Raw genomic sequence first — 16,907 nt, 5'->3', positions numbered from 1 at the left:
CCCCACGTTCGAGACAGGGGAACATTCTCGTGGCACGTGAAGTGCTGACCGACCTCAACAAGGTCCGCAACATCGGCATCATGGCGCACATCGACGCCGGTAAGACCACCACCACCGAGCGGATCCTGTTCTACACCGGGATCAACTACAAGCTCGGCGAAGTCCACGACGGCGCCGCCACGATGGACTGGATGGAGGAGGAGCAGAAGCGGGGTATCACCATCACCTCGGCTGCGACCACCACCTTCTGGAACGACTATCAGATCAACCTGATCGACACCCCCGGGCACGTCGACTTCACCGTCGAGGTGGAGCGCAACCTGCGGGTGCTCGACGGCGCGGTCGCCGTCTTCGACGGCAAGGAAGGCGTCGAGCCGCAGTCCGAGCAGGTCTGGCGGCAGGCGGACAAGTACGACGTCCCGCGCATCTGCTTCGTCAACAAGATGGACAAGCTGGGTGCGGACTTCTACTACACCCTGAAGACCATCTCGGACCGTCTCGGCGTCCGGCCGCTGGCCATCCAGCTGCCGATCGGCGCGGAGAACGACTTCGAGGGCGTCATCGACCTGGTCCGGATGAAGGCACTGGTCTGGAAGGGCGAGGTCCAGAAGGGCGAGGACTACGCCGTCGAGGACATCCCGGCCGAGCTGGCCGACCGCGCGGCCGAGTACCGCGAGAAGCTGATCGAGGCCGTCGCCGAGACCGACGACGCGCTGATGGAGAAGTTCCTTGAGGGCGAGGAGCTGACCCAGGACGAGATCAAGGGCGGCATCCGCCACCTGGTCGTCACCCGCGAGGCGTTCCCGGTCCTGGCCGGCTCCGCGTTCAAGAACAAGGGCGTGCAGCCGATGCTGGACGCGGTCATCGACTACCTGCCGTCCCCGCTGGACGTGCCGCCGGTCGAGGGCACGCTGCCGGACGGCGAGACCCCGGTCACCCGGCACGCGACGACCGAGGAGCCGTTCTCCGCGCTCGCGTTCAAGATCGCCGCGCACCCGTTCTTCGGGAAGCTGACCTACATCCGGGTCTACTCGGGCAAGGTCGCCTCCGGTGCCCAGGTCGTCAACGCGACCAAGGAGCGCAAGGAGCGCATCGGGAAGATCTTCCAGATGCACTCCAACAAGGAGAACCCGGTCGACGAGGCCCTGGCCGGTCACATCTACGCGGTCATCGGCCTGAAGGACACCACCACCGGTGACACCCTCGCCGACGCGCAGAACCCGGTCGTCCTTGAGTCGATGACCTTCCCGGACCCGGTTATCCGGGTGGCCATCGAGCCGAAGACCAAGGCCGACCAGGAGAAGCTGTCCCTGGCGATCCAGAAGCTCGCCGAGGAGGACCCGACTTTCCAGGTCCAGCTCGACGAGGAGACCGGTCAGACGATCATCGCCGGCATGGGCGAGCTCCACCTCGAGGTGCTCGTCAACCGGATGAAGTCCGACTACAAGGTCGAGGCGAACATCGGCAAGCCGCAGGTCGCCTACCGCGAGACCATCAAGAAGACCGTGGACAAGCTCGACTACGTCCACAAGAAGCAGACCGGTGGTTCCGGCCAGTTCGCGAAGGTCATCGTGAAGCTGGAGCCGCTCGAGCGCACCGACGGTGCTCTCTACGAGTTCGACAACAAGGTCACCGGTGGCCGCGTGCCGCGGGAGTACATCCCGTCGGTCGACGCGGGCGCACAGGACGCCATGCAGTACGGCGTGCTGGCCGGCTACCCGCTCGTCGGGTTGAAGTTCACCTTGTTGGATGGCGCGTACCACGAGGTCGACTCTTCCGAAATGGCGTTCAAGATCGCCGGTTCCATGGCGATGAAGGAAGCCGCCCGGAAGGCGGGCCCGGTCATCCTCGAGCCGATGATGGCCGTCGAGGTCACGACTCCCGAGGACTACATGGGTGACGTGATCGGCGACCTCAACTCCCGCCGTGGCCAGATCCAGGCCATGGAGGAGCGCGCCGGTACCCGTGTCGTGAAGGCACTGGTCCCGCTGTCGGAGATGTTCGGCTACGTCGGCGACCTGCGGTCCCGTACCCAGGGCCGGGCGAACTACTCCATGGTGTTCGACTCCTACGCCGAGGTTCCCGCGAACGTCGCGAAGGAAATCATCGCGAAGGCGACGGGGGAGTAATCCCCTCCGCTCGCGGGCATTAAGGGACTCTCCTGAACGTCCGCAGCAACGACGAAGGAACATTCGCAGGGCGGCAGCCACGCTGCCCCGCGAGCACAAAGCAAATCCAGTCCAGGAGGACATTCCAGTGGCGAAGGCGAAGTTCGAGCGGAGCAAGCCGCACGTCAACATCGGCACCATCGGTCACGTCGACCACGGCAAGACCACGCTGACCGCGGCGATCACCAAGGTTCTGCACGACGCGTACCCGGAGCTGAACGAAGCCCGTGCGTTCGACCAGATCGACAACGCGCCGGAAGAGAAGCAGCGCGGTATCACGATCAACATCTCGCACGTCGAGTACCAGACCGAGAAGCGTCACTACGCGCACGTGGACGCCCCCGGTCACGCTGACTACATCAAGAACATGATCACCGGTGCCGCGCAGATGGACGGCGCGATCCTGGTGGTCGCGGCCACCGACGGCCCGATGCCGCAGACCCGCGAGCACGTGCTGCTGGCCCGCCAGGTCGGCGTGCCCTACATCGTCGTGGCGCTGAACAAGGCCGACATGGTCGACGACGAGGAAATCCTCGAGCTCGTCGAGCTGGAGGTCCGCGAGCTGCTGTCCTCGCAGGAGTTCCCGGGCGACGACGCGCCGGTCGTGCGCGTCTCCGGCCTCAAGGCCCTTGAGGGCGACCAGAAGTGGGCCGACGCCGTGCTTGAGCTGATGCACGCCGTCGACGACAACGTGCCGGACCCGGTGCGCGAGCTCGAGAAGCCCTTCCTGATGCCGATCGAGGACGTCTTCACGATCACCGGCCGCGGCACCGTCGTGACCGGTCGCGTGGAGCGCGGCCAGGTCAACGTCAACGAAGAGGTCGAGATCGTGGGTATCCGCGAGAAGTCGACCAAGACCACCGTCACCGGTGTCGAGATGTTCCGCAAGCTGCTCGACTCGGGCCAGGCGGGCGACAACGTCGGCCTCCTGCTGCGCGGCATCAAGCGCGAGGACGTCGAGCGCGGCCAGGTCGTCGTGAAGCCGGGCACCACCACCCCGCACACCGAGTTCGAGGGCCGGGTCTACATCCTGTCCAAGGACGAGGGCGGTCGGCACACCCCGTTCTTCAACAACTACCGCCCGCAGTTCTACTTCCGCACCACGGACGTGACCGGCGTCGTGACCCTTCCCGAGGGCACCGAGATGGTCATGCCGGGCGACAACACGGACATCAGCGTCGTGCTGATCCAGCCGGTCGCCATGGACGAGGGTCTGCGCTTCGCCATCCGCGAGGGTGGCCGGACCGTCGGCGCGGGCCAGGTTACCAAGATCAACAAGTGACGTCGGCGCCCTGAACTCGGGTCACTACACCCCCGAGTTCAGGGCGTCAACTCACGTGTGCGACACTATTCAGGTTGCTCGTCCTGGGGCGGCCGAATCCTGATCGATTTTCCATCGACTGGGTTCCGGCCGCCCTGGTATGAGTGGCCACGGTCCGTGGAGCTCGTCCTTCGGGTGAGGCTAGCGGGCAAGGCCGGTAGGGACGACGCGGTGCTGGTTACAGGACTGTCGGCCCGCGGCCTCCTCACGTAGAGGAAGACCAGGCAAGACGACGATCCTTAGGGATCCGTCTGTGCGGCGGGCGCGACACGCCCGACCGCGTGGACCGGGGACAGGGCCGTTGAACTGCTGAAACCCGGGCTCCGGCCCAGGTTGACGAGACAAAGCGGCACGAGACGACAAGGAACGCAGCCACCATGGCGGGACAGAAGATCCGCATCCGGCTCAAGGCCTACGACCACGAGGCGATCGACACCTCGGCGCGCAAGATCGTGGAAACGGTCACGCGCACCGGTGCCCGTGTTGTCGGGCCGGTGCCGCTGCCTACCGAGAAGAACGTTTACTGCGTCATCCGCTCGCCGCACAAGTACAAGGACTCGCGCGAGCACTTCGAGATGCGCACGCACAAGCGTCTGATCGACATCCTCGACCCGACGCCGAAGACGGTGGACGCGCTCATGCGCATCGACCTCCCGGCGAGCGTCGACGTCAACATCCAGTAAGCGTTGGGCGAGCGGCGGAGATAAGAACTCATGTCTGACAGGCAAATGAAGGGCATCCTGGGCACCAAGCTCGGCATGACCCAGGTCTTCGACGAGCAGAACCGGGTCGTCCCGGTCACTGTCGTCAAGGCCGGTCCGAACGTGGTGACCCAGGTCCGGACCACCGACAAGGACGGCTACGTGGCCGTGCAGCTGGCGTTCGGCGCGGTCGACCCGCGCAAGGTGAACAAGCCGCGCACCGGTCACTTCGAGAAGGCTGGCGTGACGCCGCGCCGGCACCTCGCCGAGCTGCGCACCACCGACGCGGACACCTACGAGGTCGGCCAGGAGATCACCGCCGAGGTGTTCGAGGCCGGGACTTCGGTCGACGTGACCGGTACCAGCAAGGGCAAGGGCTACGCGGGTGTCATGAAGCGCCACGGCTTCAAGGGCCAGGGCGCGAGCCACGGTGCGCAGGCTGTGCACCGCAAGCCGGGTTCCATCGGCGGCTGCGCCACGCCCGGCCGCGTGTTCAAGGGTCTGCGGATGGCGGGCCGGATGGGTAGCGACCGGGTCACCACGCAGGGCCTGACCGTGCACGCGGTGCGTGCCGAGGACGGCCTGCTGCTGATCAAGGGCGCGGTGCCCGGTCCCAAGGGCGGCCTGCTGTTCGTGCGCAGTGCCGCGAAGGGTGGAAACTGACGATGACGAACGTCGAGCTGAAGACTCCGGCCGGTAAAGCCGACGGCACCGTCGAGCTCCCCGGGGAGATCTTCGACGTGCAGGCCAACGTCGCGCTGATGCACCAGGTCGTGGTGGGCCAGCTGGCCGCCGCGCGCCAGGGCACGCACGACACGAAGACCCGCGGTGAGGTCTCCGGTGGCGGCAAGAAGCCGTACCGGCAGAAGGGCACCGGTCGCGCCCGCCAGGGTTCGACCCGCGCGCCGCAGTTCGCCGGCGGTGGCGTCGTGCACGGTCCCACGCCGCGCGACTACACCCAGCGCACCCCGAAGAAGATGAAGGCCGCCGCTCTGCGCGGCGCCCTCTCCGACCGGGCGCGCGCCGGCCAGCTGCACCTCGTGACGGAACTGGTTGTCGGCGAGAAGCCCTCGACCAAGACCGTCAAGACGGCGATCGCCGCGGTGACTCAGGCCAAGCGCGTTCTCGTGGTTCTGCACCGCGACGAAGAGCTCGCCTGGGTGTCCGCGCGGAACCTGCCGTACGTGCACCTGATCTGGGCTGACCAGCTCAACACCTACGACGTCCTGGTCAACGACGACGTCGTGTTCACCAAGGCCGCTTACGACGCGTTCGTCGCAGGCCCCGTCCGCGGGAAGGCCGTCAAGGCCCTCGCGCGTTCGAGCGAGGTTTCGGAAGGGAGTGACGAGAAGTGAGCTCGGTCGCCATTCCGGACCCCCGCGACATCCTGCTCGCGCCGGTGATCTCCGAGAAGTCCTACGGACTGCTCGAGGACCACAAGTACACGTTCATCGTCCGTCCGGACGCCAACAAGACCCAGATCAAGATCGCGGTCGAGAAGGTGTTCGGCGTGAAGGTCGTCAGCGTCAACACGGCCAACCGCCAGGGCAAGCGGAAGCGGACTCGTACCGGCTTCGGCAAGCGCAAGGACACCAAGCGCGCCATCGTGACTCTTTCGCCTGAGAGCAAGGCGATCGAGATCTTCGGCGGACCCACCGCGTAAAGGACTGAGCTGACAATGGGCATCCGCAAGTACAAGCCGACGACCCCGGGTCGTCGCGGTTCGAGCGTCTCGGACTTCGCCGAGATCACCCGGTCCACGCCGGAGAAGTCGCTGCTGCGTCCGCTGAGCAAGACCGGCGGCCGCAACGCCTCGGGCAAGATCACCACCCGGCACAAGGGCGGTGGCCACAAGCGCGCCTACCGCGTGATCGACTTCCGTCGGCACGACAAGGACGGCGTGCCGGCCAAGGTCGCGCACATCGAGTACGACCCCAACCGCACCGCGCGCATCGCGCTGCTGCACTACGCCGACGGCGAGAAGCGCTACATCATCGCGCCGGAGAAGCTGAAGCAGGGCGACACGGTTGAGAACGGCCCCCGCGCCGACATCAAGCCGGGCAACAACCTGCCGCTGCGCAACATCCCGGTCGGCACCGTGATCCACGCGATCGAGCTCCGCCCCGGCGGCGGCGCGAAGATGGCCCGGTCCGCCGGCGCCCGCGTGCAGCTCGTCGCCAAGGACGGTCCCTACGCCCAGCTGCGTCTCCCCTCGGGCGAGATCCGCAACGTGGACGTGCGCAACCGCGCGACCGTCGGCGAGGTCGGCAACTCGGAGCACTCGAACATCAACTGGGGCAAGGCGGGTCGTAACCGCTGGCGCGGCAAGCGCCCGACTGTCCGTGGTGTCGTGATGAACCCGGTCGACCACCCGCACGGCGGTGGCGAGGGCAAGACCTCCGGTGGCCGTCACCCGGTGAACCCGAACGGCAAGCCCGAAGGCCGCACCCGCAAGAGCAAGCCGTCCGACAAACTGATCGTCCGCCGCCGGCGTACCGGCAAGAAGCGCTGAGCAGGGAGGTAGAAGCACATGCCACGCAGCCTTAAGAAGGGCCCGTTCGTGGACGACCACCTGCTCAAGAAGGTGGACGCTCTCAACGAATCGGGCAAGAAGACCGTGATCAAGACCTGGTCGCGGCGCTCCACGATCATCCCGGACTTCCTGGGTCACACGATCGCGGTGCACGACGGCCGCAAGCACGTCCCGGTGTTCGTCACCGAGGCGATGGTGGGTCACAAGCTGGGCGAGTTCGCCCCGACGCGGACCTTCAAGGGCCACATCAAGGACGACCGCAAGTCGCGCCGCCGCTGAGCGGGCCAGAGAAAGTTAAGGGAAGCAGATGAACGCCCAGTCAAACGCCACGGCCGCAGCCGAAGAGCTGCCTACGGCCGTCGCGCGGGCTCGTTTCGTCCGGGACGCGCCGATGAAGGTGCGCCGGGTGATCGAGCTCGTCAAGGGTCGTAGCGTCAGCGAGGCCTTGGCCGTGCTCCGGTTCGCGCCGCAGGCTGCGAGCGAGCAGCTCGCGAAGGTCATCGCCAGCGCGGCGGCCAACGCCGAGAACAACCTCCAGCTGGACCCGGAGACGCTCTGGATCAAGTCCGCGACCGCCGACGAGGGCCCGACCCTCAAGCGCATCCGTCCGCGTGCCCAGGGCCGTGCGTACCGGATCCGCAAGCGCACCAGCCACATCACCGTGGTGGTCGAGTCGCGGCCTGCGGAGAAGAAGAGCAACAAGAAGGCAGGTGGCCGGTAGTGGGCCAGAAGATCAACCCGCACGGCTTCCGCCTGGGTATCACCACCGACTGGAAGTCGCGCTGGTACGCCGACAAGCAGTACGCGGAGTACGTGGCCGAGGACGTCAAGATCCGCAAGCTGCTCTCCACCGGCATGGAGCGCGCCGGCATCTCCAAGGTCGAGATCGAGCGCACCCGTGACCGTGTCCGCGTCGACATCCACACCGCCCGGCCGGGCATCGTCATCGGCCGTCGCGGCGCGGAGGCCGACCGGATCCGCGGCGCGCTGGAGAAGCTGACCAAGAAGCAGGTCCAGCTGAACATCCTCGAGGTGAAGAACCCCGAGGCCGACGCGCAACTGGTCGCCCAGGGTGTCGCGGAGCAGCTGAGCAACCGCGTGGCGTTCCGCCGCGCGATGCGCAAGGCGATCCAGACCTCCATGCGCTCGCCGCAGGTCAAGGGCATCCGCGTGCAGTGCGGCGGTCGTCTCGGCGGTGCCGAGATGTCCCGTTCCGAGCACTACCGCGACGGCCGGGTCCCGCTGCACACGCTGCGCGCTGACATCGACTACGGCTTCTTCGAGGCCAAGACGACGTTCGGCCGCATCGGCGTGAAGGTGTGGATCTACAAGGGCGAGCTGGTCGGCGGCCTGAAGGCGCGCGCCGAGCGTGACGCCGCCGCGTCGGCCGCGGACCGCGCGCCGCGCCGCGACCGCGGCGACCGGCCGTCCCGCCCGCGCCGTTCCGGCGCGTCGGGCACGACCGCGACGTCGACCGAAGCCGGTCGCGCCGCTGCCGCCGCGAAGAGCGACAACGCGACCGAAGCGGCCCCGGCCGCCGAGACCGCAGAAAAGACGGAGGGCTGAGACGTGCTCATCCCGCGCAGGGTCAAGCACCGCAAGCAGCACTCCCCGAAGCGCCACGGCGCCGCCAAGGGCGGTACCAAGGTCAACTTCGGCGAGTACGGCATCCAGGCGCTTGAGCACAGCTACGTGACGAACCGGCAGATCGAGTCCGCTCGTATCGCCATGACCCGTCACATCAAGCGTGGCGGCAAGGTGTGGACGACGATCTACCCGGACCGCCCGCTGACCAAGAAGCCGGCGGAAACCCGCATGGGTTCCGGCAAGGGTTCGCCCGAGTGGTGGATCGCCAACGTGAAGCCGGGCCGCGTGATGTTCGAGATCAGCTTCCCGAACGAGGAGACCGCCCGCGAGGCGCTCCGCCGCGCGATCCACAAGCTGCCCATGAAGTGCCGCATCGTGACCCGGGAAGGTGAGTTCTGATGGCTAACGGAGCCGCACAGGCATCCGAGCTGCGTGAGCTCACCGCCGAAGAGCTCGTGCTGCGTCTGAAGGAATACAAGGAGGAGCTGTTCAACCTCCGCTTCCAGATGGCGACCGGGCAGCTGGACAACAACCGTCGGCTGCGCACCGTCCGCACGGACATCGCGCGGATCTACACGGTCATGCGCGAGCGCGAGCTCGGGCTTTCCGTGGCTCCCGACGCCGAAAGTGAAGGTGCCGCATGAGCGAGGCTGCCACCGAGAAGACCGTCCGGAACTACCGCAAGGTCCGCGAGGGTTACGTCGTCTCGGACAAGATGGACAAGACGATCGTGGTCGAGCTTGAGGACCGCAAGAAGCACCCGCGCTACTCGAAGGTTCTCCGCAGCACCACCAAGGTCAAGGTGCACGACGAGAACAACGAGGCGGGCGTGGGCGACCGGGTCACGCTGATGGAGACCCGGCCGCTGTCGGCGACCAAGCGCTGGCGTCTGGTGCAGGTCGTGGAGAAGGCCAAGTAAGCAGGGCTCCTCGGAGTCCTTGGTTCCGCAAGGCTCGCCGGAAGGCGAGAACCAGCGCGACATACAGGAGTTGACGTGATCCAGCAGGAGTCGCGGCTTCGGGTTGCCGACAACACGGGCGCGAAGGAAATCCTTTGCATCCGCGTGCTCGGCGGATCCGGGCGGCGCTACGCCGGCATCGGCGACATCATCGTCGCCACCGTGAAGGACGCCATCCCGGCCGCCGGGGTGAAGAAGGGCGATGTCGTCAAGGCGGTCATCGTCCGCACGGTGAAGGAGCGCCGTCGTCCGGACGGTTCCTACATCCGGTTCGACGAGAACGCCGCCGTGCTCATCAAGAACGACAACGAGCCCCGGGGCACCCGCATCTTCGGCCCGGTGGGCCGCGAGCTGCGCGACCGAAAGTTCATGAAGATCATTTCGCTCGCGCCGGAGGTGCTGTGATGAAGGTGAAGAAGGGCGACACGGTCGTCGTTATCGCCGGCAAGGACAAGGGTGCCAAGGGCAAGGTCATCCAGGCCTACCCGGACCGCGAGCGCGTTCTGGTCGAGGGTGTCAACCGGATCAAGAAGCACACCCGGATCACCCAGACCCAGCGCGGCGCGCAGTCCGGCGGCATCGTGACCCAGGAAGCGCCCATCCACGTCTCGAACGTGATGGTCGTGGACTCGGACGGCAAGCCGACCCGGGTGGGCTACCGCATCGGCGAGGACGGCAAGAAGGTCCGGGTCTCGCGCCGGAACGGCAAGGACATCTGACATGACCACCGCAGAGAAGATCGTGCCGCGTCTGAAGACCCGGTACCGCGAAGAGATCAAGGGCGAGCTCCAGAAGGAGTTCTCCATCGCCAACGTGCACCAGATTCCCGGCGTCGTGAAGATCGTCGTGAACATGGGTGTCGGGGACGCCGCCAGGGACAGCAAGCTGATCGACGGCGCGGTCCGCGACCTCGCCCTGATCACCGGGCAGAAGCCGGAGATCCGCAAGGCCCGCAAGTCCATCGCGCAGTTCAAGCTGCGCGAGGGCCAGCCGATCGGCGCGCGCGTCACGCTGCGCGGCGACCGGATGTGGGAGTTCCTCGACCGGCTGCTGACCATCGCGCTGCCCCGCATCCGCGACTTCCGCGGGCTTTCGCCCAAGCAGTTCGACGGCAACGGCAACTACACGTTCGGTCTCAACGAGCAGTCGATGTTCCACGAGATCAACCCGGACGACATCGACCGCCCCCGTGGCATGGACGTCACCGTCGTCACCACCGCCACCACCGACGACGAGGGCCGGGCGCTGCTGCGCAAGCTCGGTTTCCCGTTCAAGGAGAACTGAGATGGCCAAGAAAGCGCTGATCAGCAAGGCTTCGAAGAAGCCGAAGTTCGCGGTGCGCGCCTACACCCGGTGCAACCGGTGCGGTCGTCCGCACTCGGTGTACCGCAAGTTCGGCCTGTGCCGGATCTGCCTCCGGGAGATGGCGCACGCTGGCGAACTGCCCGGTGTTCACAAGTCCAGCTGGTAAGGCTCGAAACTCTATTCCCAGTTCGCCACAGGCCCCGCCGACCCGGCCGGAGACCGCTCCGGCCGGGCGAGGCGGGGAACCAGGCGAGAAAGGTTGACAGGTCACCATGACGATGACCGACCCGATCGCAGACTTCTTGACCCGTCTGCGCAACGCGAACTCGGCGTACCACGACGAGGTCGTGCTTCCGCACTCGAAGATCAAGGCGAACATCGCCGAGATCCTCAAGCGCGAGGGCTACATCGCGAGCTACCGCGACGAGCCGGGCGAGAAGCACAAGAACCTGGTCGTCGAGCTGAAGTACGGCCCCAACCGCGAGCGGAGCATCGCCGGCCTTCGCCGCGTCTCCAAGCCGGGTCTGCGGGTCTACGCAAAATCGACCGAACTGCCGTCCGTTCTGGGTGGCCTCGGCGTCGCGATCATCTCGACGTCCGGCGGCCTGCAGACCGACCGGCAGGCCAAGCGCAACAACGTGGGCGGCGAAGTCCTCGCCTACGTCTGGTAAGGAAGGGGGCACAGACATGTCACGCATCGGAAAGCTGCCGGTCGCCGTCCCCTCCGGGGTCGAGGTGACCATCGACGGCCAGCACGTCAAGGTCAAGGGGCCGAAGGGCACCCTGGAGCACACTGTCGCCGAGCCGATCGTCGTCGAGCGCGACGAGGACGGCGTCCTCCTGGTGAAGCGCCCGGACGACGAGCGCACGAGCCGCGCCCTGCACGGCCTCACCCGCACGCTGGTGAACAACCTCGTGGTGGGCGTGACCGAGGGCTACGAGAAGAAGCTCGAGATCCACGGCGTCGGTTACCGCGTGCAGGCCAAGGGCTCGGACCTCGAGTTCGCCCTCGGCTACAGCCACCCGGTCAAGATCGAGGCTCCGGAAGGCATCACCTTCAAGGTGGAGTCGCCGACCCGGTTCTCGGTGTCCGGCATCGACAAGCAGAAGGTCGGCCAGACCGCCGCGGTCATCCGCAAGCTGCGCCGCCCGGACCCGTACAAGGGCAAGGGCCTGCGGTACGAGGGTGAGAAGATCCGCCGCAAGGTCGGAAAGACGGGTAAGTGATGAGCGACACGACTACCACTGCGTCCTCGGCGCGCAAGCGCGGCATCGGCAAGGACATCTCGACCCGCCGCCGCGTCGCCAAGGCCCGTCGGCACTTCCGCCTCCGCAAGAAGATCAGCGGGACGCCGGTGCGTCCGCGCATGGTCGTCAAGCGGTCCTCGCGGCACATCACCGTGCAGGTGATCGACGACCTCGCCGGTCACACGCTGGCGTCGGCGTCCACCCTCGAAACCGACCTCCGGTCGTTCGAGGGCGACAAGAAGGCCAAGGCCGCGAAGGTCGGCGAACTGGTGGCTTCGCGCGCCAAGGACGCCGGCATCGAAGCCGTGGTGTTCGACCGTGGCGGCAACGCCTACCACGGCCGCATCGCCGCGCTTGCCGACGCCGCCCGTGAGGCGGGGTTGAAGTTCTGATGCACATGCTCGTGAATGGAAGGAAAGCCTGATGCCGGGACGTACACGGCAATTCGGCGGCGGCCAGGGCGGACCGGGCGGTCAGGGCGGCAACGACCGCAACGACCGCCGCGGTGGCGGCCGGGACCGGCGCGACGGCGGCCGTGGCGGGGCCGGCCAGGACAAGACCCCGCACCTTGAGAAGGTCGTGACGATCAACCGCGTCGCCAAGGTCGTCAAGGGCGGTCGTCGCTTCAGCTTCACCGCTCTGGTGGTCGTCGGCGACGGCGACGGCCAGGTCGGCGTCGGCTACGGCAAGGCCAAGGAAGTTCCCGCGGCCATCGCCAAGGGCGTCGAGGAAGCGAAGAAGAACTTCTTCCGCGTTCCGCGCGTCGCCGGCACCATTCCGCACCCGATTCAGGGTGAGGAAGCCGCCGGAGTCGTGCTGCTCCGTCCCGCCTCCGCTGGTACCGGCGTCATCGCCGGCGGCCCGGTGCGCGCGGTGCTGGAGTGCGCGGGCGTCCACGACGTGCTGTCGAAGTCGCTCGGCTCCGACAACGCCATCAACATCGTGCACGCGACCGTGGCGGCCCTGAAGGGGCTGCAGCGTCCGGAGGAGGTGGCCGCTCGCCGCGGTCTGCCGCTCGAGGACGTCGCCCCGGCCCGGATGCTGCGCCAGCGTGCCGGCCAGGGGGTCTGACATGGCTCAGCTCAAGGTCACTCAGGTCAAGAGCAAGATCGGCACGAAGCACGCTCACCGCGAGTCGCTGCGCACCCTCGGGCTGCGCAAGATCCGCCAGAGCGTCGTGCGTGAGGACACCCCCCAGGTGCGCGGCCTGATCCACACCGTCCGCCACCTGGTGGAGGTCGAGGAGGTCCAGGCATGACCGCCATCAAGATCCACCACCTTCGTCCGGCTCCTGGCGCCAAGCGCGACAAGATCCGCGTCGGCCGTGGTGAGGGTTCGAAGGGCAAGACCGCGGGTCGCGGTACGAAGGGCACCAAGGCCCGGAAGAACGTGCCCGCCGGGTTCGAGGGTGGGCAGATGCCCATCCACATGCGGCTGCCGAAGCTGCGTGGGTTCAAGAACCGGTTCCGCACCGAGTACCAGCCGGTGAACGTGGGCGACATCGCCCGGGTGTTCGCCGACGGCGGCAAGGTCGGTCCGGAAGAGCTGGCCGCGAACGGTCTCGTTCGCAAGGGCAAGCTCGTCAAGGTTCTCGGCAACGGGGACCTGAACGGGGTCAAGCTTGAGCTGACCGCGCACGCGTTCTCCGGCTCTGCCAAGGAGAAGATCGAGGCTGCTGGTGGTTCGGCCACCGTCAGCTGATCTGCTTGCGTTTGAGAACGGGCCCGTCCGGCTTTCTTGCCGGGCGGGTCCGTTTTGTTTTGGCTCGTCGCCTGGGGGCGACATTGGCCTGGTTGCTGGTGTGGGGCACCCCGAAGGTTGATTGTGCTGACGGTCTGGGGTTGCTTGTCAAGGCGGGAAAGATGCCTTGACAAGCAACCCCAGACCGCAGGGAGGCTTCGTATCGGGGTGCGGGGGAGGGGCTGGGTGTCTCGATGGTGGGTGCGTCGGCTGCGGTTTGTGGGTGGGGCTTCTTGAGGGAACCCGCGTTCGTGAAGGGGCCCCCTCGCGGGCCGGTGGGGGGCGTGAGGGGAACCCTGCGGGAATCAGAGTCAATGAGGGTGGCCTCACGGACTTCGGGTCAATGAGGGTGTCGTTTTCCGTGCTGTTGTGGGAAAGCCCGCCGAACGGCGCGGGCCGAACAGGTGATCATCTGTGCTCCGACCGGCCCTACCTGCGGCTCTTCAGTGCGGGACTGGCGCGCACTGAGACGTAAAACGCACACGCGCTGCGGACGCCCCATGCGAAGCTGTTAGAGTCGGCGGCACGTTTCCGGGCCTGTTTGCCCTGAAGCGTTCCTGGCTTGCCAGTGAGTCAGACATCCCGCCGGTCTCGTACCGGCCAAGCCGATCGTCGGTTGGGACGACCGACGACGCCGAGGAGGTCCCCCGCGTGCTCAGCGCATTCCGCTCGGCTCTCGCGACGCCGGATCTACGCAAGAAGATCCTGTTCACGCTAGCCATCGTCGCGGTCTACCGGATCGGTGCAACCATCCCGGCTCCGGGGGTCTCGTTCGCCGCCGTGCAGGCCTGTACCGCACAGGCCGACCAGCAGGGCGTGTACCAGCTGCTCAACCTCTTCAGCGGCGGTGCGCTGCTGCAGCTGTCGCTGTTCGCGACGGGCATCATGCCCTACATCACCGCGAGCATCATCGTTCAGCTGCTCACCGTGGTCATCCCGCGGTTCGAGGAGCTGAAGAAGGAAGGCCAGTCCGGCCAGAACAAGCTGACCCAGTACACCCGGTACCTGACGATCGCGCTGGCGATCCTGCAGGCCACCGGCGTGGTCGCGCTTGCTGACCGCGGCACCCTGTTCCAGGGCTGCTCGCAGCCGATCATCCCGGACAACAGCATCTACTCGCTGACGCTGATCGTGGTCACCATGACCGCGGGCACCGCGGTGATGATGTGGCTGGGCGAGCTGATCACCGAGCGCGGTGTCGGCAACGGCATGTCGGTGCTGATCTTCCTGAACATCGCGGCCCGCATCCCGGCCGAGGGCGCCAACATCATCAGCAACGGCGGCGGCGTCGCGCTGGTCGTGGTTCTCGCGTTCGGCCTGGTGATCATCGCCAGCGTCATCTTCGTCGAGCAGGGCCAGCGCCGGATCCCGGTGCAGTACGCCAAGCGCATGGTCGGCCGCCGGATGTACGGCGGCACCTCGACCTACCTGCCGATCAAGGTGAACCAGGCCGGTGTCATCCCGGTCATCTTCGCCTCGTCGCTGCTGTACCTGCCGCAGCTGCTCAGTCAGCTGATCGGCGACCCGAACAGCAACGCGGGCTGGCAGTCGTTCATTCAGAACTACCTGGTCAACCAGAGCAGCTGGGTGCACATCCTGCTCTACTTCCTGTTGATCATCTTCTTCACCTACTTCTACATCACGATCACGTTCAACGTGGACGAGCGTGCGGAAGAGATGAAGAAGTTCGGCGGCTTCATCCCGGGCATCCGGCCCGGCCGTCCCACCGCCGAGTATCTCAGCTTCGTGCTGGGCCGGATCACTCTTCCCGGTTCGCTGTACCTGGGCATCATCGCGATCCTCCCGAACTTCTTCCTGTCCCTCACCGGCAGCGGGAACAACCAGAACTTCCCGTTCGGTGGCACGGCTGTGCTGATCATGGTCGGTGTCGGGCTCGACACCGTGAAGCAGATCGAAAGCCAGCTGATGCAGCGCAACTACGAAGGGTTCTTGAAGTGACGCGACTGGTTCTCGTCGGACCGCCCGGCGCGGGCAAAGGCACGCAGGCGGTTGCCCTGTCCGAGCAGCTGCGGATCCCGCACATCTCGACCGGCGACCTTTTCCGGGCGCACGTCGGCCAGGAGACTCCGCTCGGCCAGGAGGCCAAGCGGTACCTGGACTCGGGCGAACTGGTGCCGGACTCGGTGACCAACGAAATGGTCCGCGAGCGGCTGACCGAACCGGACGCGAAGGCAGGCTTCCTGCTCGACGGGTTCCCGCGCAACACCAAGCAGGCCGAGGTCCTCGGCGAAATGCTGAGCGAGGCTGACACCAAGCTCGACGCGGTCATCCAGCTCGACGTGGCCGAGGACGTCGTCGTCGGCAGGCTCATGTCGCGCGGCCGTTCGGACGACACCGAGGACGTCATCCGCCGCCGCCAGCAGGTGTACGTGTCGGAGACCGCGCCGCTGCTGGAGTACTACGCCGACATCCTGGTGAAGGTCGACGGCGTCGGCGAGGTGCAGGAGATCTCGGACCGCGTGCTGAAAGCGCTGCGCGACCGCACGTGAATCTCGGAGGGTTGCGTGTTCTGCAAGTGCTCCGCCGCGGGCGCATGATCGAGGTCAAGACCCGCGGCGAGCTGGAGGCCATGCGGGCGGCCGGTCTCGTCGTCGCCCGCACCCTGGCCGCCGTGCGCGAACTCGCGCGGCCCGGGGTCAGCACGGCCGAGCTCGACGAACTGGCCGAGCAGACGATCCGCGACGCCGGCGCGGTGCCCTCGTTCAAGGGCTACCACGGGTTCCCGGCGTCGATCTGCGCGTCAGTGAACGAGCAGATCGTGCACGGCATCCCGTCGGACAAGCAGGTACTCGCCGACGGGGACCTGATCTCGGTCGACTGCGGCGCGATTCTCGACGGCTGGCACGGCGACTCCGCGGTGACGCTGGAGATCGGCGAGGCCAGCGAAAAGGACCGCGAGCTGTCGGCGGCCACCAAGCGTGCCATGTGGGCGGGCATCGAGGCTGTCCGCGCGGGCTCCCGGCTCACCGACATCTCGTTCGCCGTGCAGACCGCCGCCCGCCAGGCGGGCGAGGACGACGGCCGCGAGTACGGCGAGATTCTTGAGTACGGCGGCCACGGCATCGGCCGCCAGATGCACATGGAGCCGTTCCTGCCGAACGTCGGCAAACCCGGCAAGGGCCCGCGGCTCAAGCCTGGCATGGCGCTCGCGGTCGAGCCCATGCTGACCGGTGGCAGCGGCGAAACCCTCGAACTGGAAGACGGCTGGACGGTCGTCACCGTCGACGGTTCGCGCGCCGCGCACTGGGAGCACACCGTCGCCATCACCGAGGACGGTCCCTGGGTGCTCACCCTGCCCGAAGACTCGTGAGTGTTCATCCCGGTT

At 66.9% G+C, this 16,907-nt stretch carries 26 protein-coding genes; all 26 read left to right on the top strand.

The window, feature by feature from the left end:
* Window positions 1-29 precede the first annotated feature (29 nt).
* Complete coding sequence (gene fusA, locus BM362_RS00525) at window positions 30-2,129, top strand: elongation factor G (protein WP_067583665.1); 2,100 nt, start codon at window positions 30-32, stop codon at window positions 2,127-2,129.
* 127 nt (window positions 2,130-2,256) lie between these two features.
* Window positions 2,257-3,450: an elongation factor Tu gene (gene tuf / locus BM362_RS00520; RefSeq protein ID WP_037816270.1), complete on the top strand. Its 1,194-nt coding sequence runs from the start codon at window positions 2,257-2,259 to the stop codon at window positions 3,448-3,450.
* A 416-nt stretch (window positions 3,451-3,866) separates the two neighbouring features.
* Window positions 3,867-4,172: a 30S ribosomal protein S10 gene (gene rpsJ, locus BM362_RS00515; protein WP_003102098.1), complete on the top strand. Its 306-nt coding sequence runs from the start codon at window positions 3,867-3,869 to the stop codon at window positions 4,170-4,172.
* Window positions 4,173-4,202: 30 nt separating this feature from the next.
* Window positions 4,203-4,853 carry a 50S ribosomal protein L3 gene (gene rplC / locus BM362_RS00510; protein ID WP_093571867.1) on the top strand — a complete coding sequence of 217 codons (651 nt, stop codon included), beginning with the start codon at window positions 4,203-4,205 and terminating at the stop codon, window positions 4,851-4,853.
* 2 nt (window positions 4,854-4,855) lie between these two features.
* Window positions 4,856-5,545: a 50S ribosomal protein L4 gene (gene rplD, locus BM362_RS00505; protein ID WP_067583674.1), complete on the top strand. Its 690-nt coding sequence runs from the start codon at window positions 4,856-4,858 to the stop codon at window positions 5,543-5,545.
* Window positions 5,542-5,853 carry a 50S ribosomal protein L23 gene (gene rplW / locus BM362_RS00500; protein ID WP_009072304.1) on the top strand — a complete coding sequence of 104 codons (312 nt, stop codon included), beginning with the start codon at window positions 5,542-5,544 and terminating at the stop codon, window positions 5,851-5,853. Before rplD ends, rplW begins: the two co-directional genes overlap by 4 nt.
* A gap of 15 nt (window positions 5,854-5,868) precedes the next feature.
* On the top strand, window positions 5,869-6,702 hold the full coding sequence (gene rplB, locus BM362_RS00495; protein WP_037816266.1) for a 50S ribosomal protein L2: 834 nt from the start codon (window positions 5,869-5,871) through the stop codon (window positions 6,700-6,702).
* An 18-nt stretch (window positions 6,703-6,720) separates the two neighbouring features.
* Window positions 6,721-7,002: a 30S ribosomal protein S19 gene (gene rpsS, locus BM362_RS00490; protein WP_003102083.1), complete on the top strand. Its 282-nt coding sequence runs from the start codon at window positions 6,721-6,723 to the stop codon at window positions 7,000-7,002.
* Between the two features lie 28 nt (window positions 7,003-7,030).
* Window positions 7,031-7,444, top strand: coding sequence for a 50S ribosomal protein L22 (gene rplV, locus BM362_RS00485; protein WP_067583679.1), 414 nt, complete (start codon window positions 7,031-7,033; stop codon window positions 7,442-7,444).
* Window positions 7,444-8,289, top strand: coding sequence for a 30S ribosomal protein S3 (gene rpsC / locus BM362_RS00480; RefSeq protein WP_037816264.1), 846 nt, complete (start codon window positions 7,444-7,446; stop codon window positions 8,287-8,289). Before rplV ends, rpsC begins: the two co-directional genes overlap by 1 nt.
* Window positions 8,290-8,292: 3 nt before the next feature.
* Entirely contained in the window at window positions 8,293-8,709 is a 417-nt protein-coding gene (gene rplP / locus BM362_RS00475; RefSeq protein WP_009072313.1) for a 50S ribosomal protein L16, read from the top strand.
* A complete protein-coding gene (rpmC, locus tag BM362_RS00470) occupies window positions 8,709-8,954 on the top strand; it encodes a 50S ribosomal protein L29 (protein WP_009072314.1) in 246 nt (81 codons plus the stop codon). Before rplP ends, rpmC begins: the two co-directional genes overlap by 1 nt.
* The gene (rpsQ, locus tag BM362_RS00465; RefSeq protein WP_067583685.1) at window positions 8,951-9,229 is read left to right on the top strand and encodes a 30S ribosomal protein S17; all 279 of its coding nucleotides are present in this window, start codon (window positions 8,951-8,953) and stop codon (window positions 9,227-9,229) included. Before rpmC ends, rpsQ begins: the two co-directional genes overlap by 4 nt.
* A gap of 75 nt (window positions 9,230-9,304) precedes the next feature.
* Window positions 9,305-9,673 (top strand): 50S ribosomal protein L14, encoded by a 369-nt coding sequence (rplN, locus tag BM362_RS00460; protein WP_004558867.1) that lies wholly within the window; start codon window positions 9,305-9,307, stop codon window positions 9,671-9,673.
* On the top strand, window positions 9,673-9,987 hold the full coding sequence (gene rplX / locus BM362_RS00455; RefSeq protein ID WP_009072317.1) for a 50S ribosomal protein L24: 315 nt from the start codon (window positions 9,673-9,675) through the stop codon (window positions 9,985-9,987). Before rplN ends, rplX begins: the two co-directional genes overlap by 1 nt.
* 1 nt (window position 9,988) lies before the next feature.
* The gene (rplE, locus tag BM362_RS00450) at window positions 9,989-10,552 is read left to right on the top strand and encodes a 50S ribosomal protein L5 (RefSeq protein WP_067583688.1); all 564 of its coding nucleotides are present in this window, start codon (window positions 9,989-9,991) and stop codon (window positions 10,550-10,552) included.
* 1 nt (window position 10,553) lies between these two features.
* Window positions 10,554-10,739: a type Z 30S ribosomal protein S14 gene (locus BM362_RS00445; RefSeq protein ID WP_009072321.1), complete on the top strand. Its 186-nt coding sequence runs from the start codon at window positions 10,554-10,556 to the stop codon at window positions 10,737-10,739.
* Between the two features lie 106 nt (window positions 10,740-10,845).
* Window positions 10,846-11,244, top strand: a complete 399-nt coding sequence (rpsH, locus tag BM362_RS00440) for a 30S ribosomal protein S8 (protein ID WP_020662789.1) — start codon at window positions 10,846-10,848, stop codon at window positions 11,242-11,244.
* 16 nt (window positions 11,245-11,260) lie between these two features.
* The gene (gene rplF, locus BM362_RS00435) at window positions 11,261-11,800 is read left to right on the top strand and encodes a 50S ribosomal protein L6 (RefSeq protein ID WP_067583690.1); all 540 of its coding nucleotides are present in this window, start codon (window positions 11,261-11,263) and stop codon (window positions 11,798-11,800) included.
* Window positions 11,800-12,213 carry a 50S ribosomal protein L18 gene (rplR, locus tag BM362_RS00430; protein ID WP_067583692.1) on the top strand — a complete coding sequence of 138 codons (414 nt, stop codon included), beginning with the start codon at window positions 11,800-11,802 and terminating at the stop codon, window positions 12,211-12,213. The genes rplF and rplR overlap by 1 nt, the downstream gene beginning before the upstream one ends.
* A gap of 31 nt (window positions 12,214-12,244) precedes the next feature.
* Complete coding sequence (gene rpsE / locus BM362_RS00425; RefSeq protein ID WP_067583695.1) at window positions 12,245-12,892, top strand: 30S ribosomal protein S5; 648 nt, start codon at window positions 12,245-12,247, stop codon at window positions 12,890-12,892.
* Between the two features lies 1 nt (window position 12,893).
* A complete protein-coding gene (gene rpmD / locus BM362_RS00420; RefSeq protein ID WP_004558875.1) occupies window positions 12,894-13,079 on the top strand; it encodes a 50S ribosomal protein L30 in 186 nt (61 codons plus the stop codon).
* Window positions 13,076-13,522 (top strand): 50S ribosomal protein L15, encoded by a 447-nt coding sequence (gene rplO, locus BM362_RS00415; RefSeq protein ID WP_009072329.1) that lies wholly within the window; start codon window positions 13,076-13,078, stop codon window positions 13,520-13,522. The genes rpmD and rplO overlap by 4 nt, the downstream gene beginning before the upstream one ends.
* Window positions 13,523-14,212: 690 nt before the next feature.
* Window positions 14,213-15,520, top strand: coding sequence for a preprotein translocase subunit SecY (gene secY / locus BM362_RS00410; RefSeq protein WP_067587886.1), 1,308 nt, complete (start codon window positions 14,213-14,215; stop codon window positions 15,518-15,520).
* On the top strand, window positions 15,517-16,071 hold the full coding sequence (locus BM362_RS00405; protein ID WP_067587888.1) for an adenylate kinase: 555 nt from the start codon (window positions 15,517-15,519) through the stop codon (window positions 16,069-16,071). The genes secY and BM362_RS00405 overlap by 4 nt, the downstream gene beginning before the upstream one ends.
* 44 nt (window positions 16,072-16,115) lie before the next feature.
* Entirely contained in the window at window positions 16,116-16,892 is a 777-nt protein-coding gene (map, locus tag BM362_RS00400; RefSeq protein ID WP_067588151.1) for a type I methionyl aminopeptidase, read from the top strand.
* Window positions 16,893-16,907 lie beyond the last annotated feature (15 nt).

The organism is Amycolatopsis rubida (assembly GCF_900115345.1).
GTDB classification, from domain to species: Bacteria; Actinomycetota; Actinomycetes; order Mycobacteriales; family Pseudonocardiaceae; genus Amycolatopsis; species Amycolatopsis rubida.
This window is presented reverse-complemented; position numbering and strand designations above follow the sequence as displayed.